General features: G+C 71.5%; 5 protein-coding genes and 2 pseudogenes. 5 read left to right on the forward strand and 2 right to left on the reverse strand.

Annotated elements, in window-relative coordinates:
- The first annotated feature begins 272 nt into the window (after nt 1-272).
- From ACKVMH_RS12310 to ACKVMH_RS12320, 3 genes are all read left to right on the forward strand, one after another.
- Nucleotides 273-647, forward strand: coding sequence for a PepSY domain-containing protein (locus ACKVMH_RS12310; protein WP_251370592.1), 375 nt, complete (start codon nt 273-275; stop codon nt 645-647).
- A gap of 64 nt (nt 648-711) precedes the next feature.
- Nucleotides 712-1,395, forward strand: coding sequence for a response regulator transcription factor (locus ACKVMH_RS12315; protein ID WP_215218864.1), 684 nt, complete (start codon nt 712-714; stop codon nt 1,393-1,395).
- Nucleotides 1,396-1,521: 126 nt separating this feature from the next.
- The gene (locus tag ACKVMH_RS12320) at nt 1,522-2,919 is read left to right on the forward strand and encodes an ATP-binding protein (protein WP_412700519.1); all 1,398 of its coding nucleotides are present in this window, start codon (nt 1,522-1,524) and stop codon (nt 2,917-2,919) included.
- Between the two features lie 7 nt (nt 2,920-2,926).
- Here the strand turns inward: ACKVMH_RS12320 and ACKVMH_RS12325 are convergent.
- Together ACKVMH_RS12325 and ACKVMH_RS12330 are read right to left on the reverse strand one after the other, a co-directional pair.
- Nucleotides 2,927-3,698: pseudogene (locus tag ACKVMH_RS12325) on the reverse strand (M90 family metallopeptidase).
- Nucleotides 3,695-3,946 (reverse strand): hypothetical protein, encoded by a 252-nt coding sequence (locus ACKVMH_RS12330; protein WP_412700521.1) that lies wholly within the window; start codon nt 3,944-3,946, stop codon nt 3,695-3,697. Before ACKVMH_RS12330 ends, ACKVMH_RS12325 begins: the two are co-directional and overlap by 4 nt.
- A gap of 164 nt (nt 3,947-4,110) precedes the next feature.
- Here ACKVMH_RS12330 and birA point away from each other — a divergent pair, with 164 nt between their 5' ends.
- Together birA and ACKVMH_RS12340 are read left to right on the forward strand one after the other, a co-directional pair.
- Nucleotides 4,111-5,121 (forward strand): bifunctional biotin--[acetyl-CoA-carboxylase] ligase/biotin operon repressor BirA, encoded by a 1,011-nt coding sequence (gene birA / locus ACKVMH_RS12335; protein ID WP_412700520.1) that lies wholly within the window; start codon nt 4,111-4,113, stop codon nt 5,119-5,121.
- Nucleotides 5,118-5,996 (forward strand): annotated as a pseudogene (locus ACKVMH_RS12340) (type III pantothenate kinase); the annotation flags it as partial. The gene birA and the pseudogene ACKVMH_RS12340, both read left to right, overlap by 4 nt.

The following is a 5,996-nucleotide window of genomic DNA, read 5'->3' on the forward strand; positions in this document are numbered from 1 at the left end:
GCGCTGGCGCCGGCGACGCGCGAGGCGCTCGCGGCCGCCGGGTTCGCGCTGCACACCGTTGGCATCGACGCGATCGAAGCCGGCGGCGGCTCGCTGCGCTGCTGCATCGGGGAGGTCTACTGAAGCACCCGCAACGGGTAACGTGGCCGGGCCTGAACCGCGACCACGGTGTGAAGAAAAAGTTCAGATCGGATTCACCGCCTGCTTCCAAGAATGGCCGTCATCCTCTTCAACGGCCCGTCCCGCGCACCCTCGCGGCACCCGGAGTGTCCATGTCGATCCGTAGCGCCACCATCGTCGTCTTGCTGCTGCTGACCACCGTCTCGGCCAGTGACGCCCTGGCCCAGCGCACCCGCGACAACTCGCGCGAGTCCAACCGCGAGCTCGCCGAGCGCCGGGCCGGTCGTGACCACCAGGGCCACGGCCACGAGCGCGACGCCGACCACACCGCGCTGTCGGCCGCCGTGCGCCGGGTCGAGCGCCGCACCGGCGGCCAGGTCCTCAGCGCCGAGCGGGTTCCCTACGACGGCCGCGACATCAACCGCATCAAGGTGGTCGACGCCAACGGCCGGGTCAGGGTATACGTCGATGACCCGCGCGGACGGCCGGCGCCACAGCCGTCCCGTACACGCGGCGACGACAACTGAACGTCCACGATCCAGCCAACGGCCCCTGTTCAGCGGCGCCGACCGACCCGTACAAGGAGTACCCATGCGCATCCTGCTGGTTGAAGACGAAGCCCCGCTGCGCGAGACCCTGGCCGCCCGCCTGAAGCGCGAAGGTTTCGCCGTCGACGCGGCGCAGGACGGCGAGGAAGGCCTGTACATGGGCCGCGAGGTGCCGTTCGACCTGGGCATCATCGACCTCGGCCTGCCGAAGATGTCGGGCATGGAGCTGGTCAAGGCGCTGCGCGAGGAAGGCAAGAAGTTCCCGGTGCTGATCCTGACCGCGCGCTCGAGTTGGCAGGACAAGGTCGAGGGCCTCAAGCAGGGCGCCGACGACTACCTGGTCAAACCCTTCCACGTCGAGGAACTGCTGGCACGGCTCAATGCGCTGGTCCGCCGCGCCGCCGGCTGGAGCAAGCCGACCCTGGAGTGCGGTCCGGTCACGCTCGACCTCGCCGCGCAGACCGTCAGCGTCAACGGCAGCAACGTCGACCTGACCAGCTACGAGTACAAGGTGCTCGAGTACCTGATGATGCACGCCGGTGAGCTGGTCTCGAAGGCCGACTTGACCGAGCACATCTACCAGCAGGATTTCGATCGCGACTCCAACGTGCTCGAGGTCTTCATCGGCCGGTTGCGCAAGAAGCTCGACCCCGATGGTGCGCTCAAGCCGATCGAGACCGTCCGCGGCCGCGGCTATCGCTTCGCGATTCCGCGCAGCGGCGAGTAACCGCGCGCGTGGTGCCGGGCGCTCGCATCGGCGCCGGCGGCCTTGTAACGTGCCGCGCATGCCGATGACCGTCCCCTGCGCCCGCGCAGCATCCAACCCGATACCGGCTCCGGCCGGCCCCGTGCGATGAGCTGGGGCCGGCCGCGTTCGTTGCAGGCGCGCCAGCTGCTGGGCGCCAGCCTGGGCCTGGTGGCGTTCCTCGCGCTGGCCGGCTACGCGCTGGACCGCGCGTTCCTGGACACGGCCGAAAGCAACCTCCGCCAGCGGCTGCGCAGCTACGCGCTGGCCTATGCCGACAGCGAGTTTGCGCGCGACGGCACCTTCATCCCGCCCTACACCTCGCCCGACCCGCGGTTCGACCGTCCCGGCAGCGGCCTGTATGCCGAGGTCGTGCTCGCCGACGGCCAGCACTGGGACTCGGCCTCGTCGGTCGGCCCGATGCTGCCGCCGGCGGACATGCTCGGCGCGCGCGAGGAGGTGTTCGAGCGCCAGTTGCCGATCACCGAGATCAGCGGCGAGATCGGCGAGGTGTACCGCTACGGCCGCGGCCTGGTCTATGCCAGTGGCGACGACCCCACCGCCGAAGTGCCGTACACCGTCTACATCCTCGAGGACACCACCGCGCTGAGCCGGCAGGTCGAGGTATTCCGCGCGGCGCTGTGGCGTTACCTGGGTGGCGCGGGGCTGATCCTGCTGCTGTTGCAGGCGGTGATCCTGCGCTGGAGCCTGCTGCCGCTGCGCCGGGTCATCACCGAGCTCAAGCGCGTCCAGCGCGGCCTGGCCTCGCGCATGAGCGAGCGCCACCCGCGCGAACTCGAACCGCTGGCCGAAAGCATCAACGCCTTCATCGAAAGCGAGCGGCAGAACCTCGACCAGCAACGCAACACGCTGGCCGACCTCGCCCACAGCCTGAAGACGCCGCTGGCGGTGCTGCGCGCACGGTTGGATGACAACGCGCCGGAGGCCGAGCTGCGCGAGGAGGTCGACGCCCAGCTGCGGCGCATGAACGACCTCGTGTCATACCAGCTGGCCCGCGCGGCGTCGGGTGGCCACACGCTGTTCGCCGCGCCGGTCGACGTCGAGCCGCACGCCGAGGAGCTCGTGCGCAGCCTGGAAAAGGTGTACGCCGGCAAAGGCGTGCTGTGCGAGTTCGACGTCGCCGAGGGCGTGCAGTTCCTGGGCGAGCCTGGCGACCTGCAGGAGCTGCTTGGCAACCTGCTGGAGAACGCCTTCAAGTGGGCGAAGTCGCGCGTGCTGCTGACCGTCAAGCCCGGCGAGACCGCGCCCAACCGGCGCCCCGGCCTGATGATCGCGGTCGATGACGACGGCCCCGGCATCCCGCCGGAGAAGGTCGCGCTGGTGCTGCAGCGCGGCGTGCGCGGCGACGAGCGCGTGCAGGGCCACGGCATCGGCCTGTCGATCGTGCAGGACCTGGTCCACGGCTACCGCGGCACGCTCGATGTGCGCAAGTCGGACGAGCTTGGGGGTGCACGCTTCGAGGTACAGTTGCCGCCGCGGTTGTAGGCGCCGGTTACGCGAATGGCGGTGGGCCGTACAGCCGCTCCAGGTGGGCCGCCACGTCCGGCAGCGCAGCACGCAGCGTGGCGGGATCGCTGAAGTGGTACTCGGTGGCCACCGCGAAGAACTCCTCGGGCGCCTCGGCCGCGTAGCTGTCGATCACGGTCGGGGTTCCCGCCTCGACCTGGGCGACGAATCCGTCGAACGCGCGCTGGAAATCACGCGCCCACGTCCGCTGCCAGGGCCGCGGCAGGGGCGGGGTGCCATCGAGCACGCCGTCGAGGCTGTCGAGCTTGTGGGCGATCTCGTGGGCGGCGACGCAGAAGCCGGCGCGCGGTTCGTCGCAGTCGGCCTGCACGTCGGCCCAGGACAACACCACCGGACCCGCCTCCCAGGCCTCGCCGATCAGCTCGTCGTGCCCTTCGTGCAATACGCCCGCGGCATCGACATGGCTGCGCTGCACCCGGAACGCGTCGGGATAGACGATCAGCTGGGACCAGCCGTGCAGGCCTTCCTCGCCGAACTCCAGCAGGGGCAGGCAACACGCGGCGGCGAGCATGCCGCGCTGGAGCGGGTCGAGCGCGAGGTCGCCGACCGGGGTGATCGCCTTGTCGTGCAGGAAGCGGGCGGCCAGCGATTGCAGCCGCGCGTCACGGGCCGGGTCGAGTGCGGCCGCCCACGGCAGTGCCGCGCGAATGTCGCGCCACAGGGGAAGGGGAATGGGGGTCGGTGGCGGGCGCCACCAGCGCCGGAGCAGGTCGAGCAAACCGGGCCGCGCGGCTCAGCGGAACATGCCGGGCAGGAAGCTGTGCCAGCGCGGCGAACTCACCCGGGTGGCGGTGTCGCTGTGGATGCTCGGCTTGATCCGGGTTTCGCGCGCCTCGGCGCGGGCGGGCACCGCGGCGGGATCGCCCTTCGCGACGACCGCGGCGTCCTTGCAGGCACCGCTGTTGGGCGAACTCATCTTGATCTCGCGGGCGGCGACGCCGGCGCTGAGCGCAATGAACACCAGGCAGATGCAGAGTCGCAGCATGGCAAGCCTCGGGCCGGAATCCGGTCAGTTGGCGACTATAACGCGAAATCCGGCAGCGGGTGGCCGGGTGCTGCGGGACAGCGACAACCGGGCCTTGGCGGCCCGGCATAATCGCCCCATGCCTGTTATCCGCCCCTCCTGCCGCGCTGTCGGAACCCCCGCCCATGGATGAGCGCACCCTGCTCGCGCGCCTGATCGAAGGTCCCGTGTCCGGCGACACCCTGGCCCGCGAGACCGGCCAGACCCGCGCCTCCATCTGGAAGCGGGTCGAGGCACTGCGCGAGGCCGGCGTGCCGATCGAGGCCCAGGCCGGGCGCGGCTATGCGCTGGCACAGCCGTTCGACCTGCTCGACACCGACGCGATCGCCGCGCACCTGCCGCCGACGGTCCGTGCGCGCACCGCGGCGGTCGAGGTCGCGTGGACGATCGATTCCACCAACAGCGAGCTTCTGCGGCGCCCCCTTGCCGAAGGCGCCGGCGGCACCGCGACGGTACTGCTGGCCGAACGGCAGACCGGTGGGCGCGGCCGCCGCGGACGCGAATGGGCATCGCCGCTGGCCGCGCACCTGTACCTGTCGCTGTCCCGCGGTTTCGCCGGCGGCCTCTCACGGCTGGGCGGGCTGAGCCTCGTGGCCGGCATCGCAACGGTCGAGGCGCTCCATGGGCTTGGTTTCGACGGTGCGCGGCTCAAGTGGCCCAACGACATCGTGGTGCCCGGTGGCGACGGCATGCGCAAGCTCGGCGGCCTGCTGGTCGAAGGCGGTGGCGAACATGCCGGGCCGGTGCGGGCGGTGATCGGGCTGGGCCTCAACGTGCGCATGCCCGACGCGTTCGCCTCACGGATCGACCAGCCGTGGTGCGACCTGTGCGGCCTGTCATTGGACGGTTCGCCGCCGCTGCCGTCGCGCAACGCACTCGCGGCCGCGGTGATCGAACACTGGGTCGAAGCCCTGGACGAGTTCGACGCGGTCGGGCTGGCGCCGTTCCTGCCGCGCTACCAGGCGCTGGACGCGCTTGCCGGATGCCAGGTCGATGTCATCGGCCCGCAGGAGCGGTGGTCCGGCGTCGTGCTCGGGCTGGCCGAAGACGGCGCGCTGCGGTTGCGGCTGGACGACGGCAGTGAGCGCGGCTTCCACGCCGGCGAGGTCAGTGTGCGCCGGACGGACCGGACATGAGCGGCTGGGTGTTCGACCTCGGCAACACGCGCCTGAAGGCGGCGCCAGTCGACGACGACGGCCGGCTCGGCCCGGTGCTGGCGATCACCCATCGCGGCACGGACCTGGGCGCCGAGATAGAGCGCCGACTGCCGGCTTCGATCGGCACCGCGACCGTGGCCAGCGTCGCCGGCGAACCGCTGCGGGTCGCGCTGCTGGACGCCCTGACGCGGCGTGCGCGGCGGATCTCGCTGGCAACCACGACCAGCCGGTGGGACGGTCTGCGGGTCGCGTACGCCGACCCGTCGCGGCTCGGCGTCGACCGCTTCCTGGCGATGCTCGGGGCCTGCGCCGCCGGGTCCGGCGCGGTGCTGGTCTGCGGGGTCGGCACTGCGATCACGATCGACCTGGTGGATGCCGACGGTCGCCATCGCGGGGGTCGCATCGCGCCATCGCCGNCGCGTACGCCGACCCGTCGCGGCTCGGCGTCGACCGCTTCCTGGCGATGCTCGGGGCCTGCGCCGCCGGGTCCGGCGCGGTGCTGGTCTGCGGGGTCGGCACTGCGATCACGATCGACCTGGTGGATGCCGACGGTCGCCATCGCGGGGGTCGCATCGCGCCATCGCCGGACCTGATGCGCGAGGCCCTGCACGACCGCGTGCCGCAGCTGGCGCCGGTCGGTGGTACGTACCACGCGCTCGCCGACGACACCGACGATGCGCTGGCATCGGGGTGCCAGGGCGCCGCCATCGGGCTGGTCGAACAAAGCCTCGCGTCCGCCGCGCGTTTGCTCGGCGAAACTCCGCGGCTGGTGCTGCACGGCGGCGGGGCGGCGGCCCTCGCACCGCGCCTGCCTGCCGGCGACCTGCACCCGGATCTGGTGCTGGAAGGCCTCG

Origin of the sequence: Lysobacter zhanggongensis, assembly GCF_046638635.1 — a bacterium.
Taxonomy (GTDB): domain Bacteria; phylum Pseudomonadota; class Gammaproteobacteria; order Xanthomonadales; family Xanthomonadaceae; genus Novilysobacter; species Novilysobacter luteus.

Excerpts from the sequence above, each read along its gene's own strand:
- ACKVMH_RS12310 (WP_251370592.1), top strand. The coding sequence starts at position 273 with ATGTCGATCCGTAGCGCCACCATCGTCGTCTTGCTGCTGCTGACCACC.
- ACKVMH_RS12315 (WP_215218864.1), top strand. The coding sequence starts at position 712 with ATGCGCATCCTGCTGGTTGAAGACGAAGCCCCGCTGCGCGAGACCCTG.
- ACKVMH_RS12320 (WP_412700519.1), top strand. The coding sequence starts at position 1,522 with ATGAGCTGGGGCCGGCCGCGTTCGTTGCAGGCGCGCCAGCTGCTGGGC.
- ACKVMH_RS12330 (WP_412700521.1), bottom strand. The coding sequence starts at position 3,946 with ATGCTGCGACTCTGCATCTGCCTGGTGTTCATTGCGCTCAGCGCCGGC.
- birA (WP_412700520.1), top strand. The coding sequence starts at position 4,111 with ATGGATGAGCGCACCCTGCTCGCGCGCCTGATCGAAGGTCCCGTGTCC.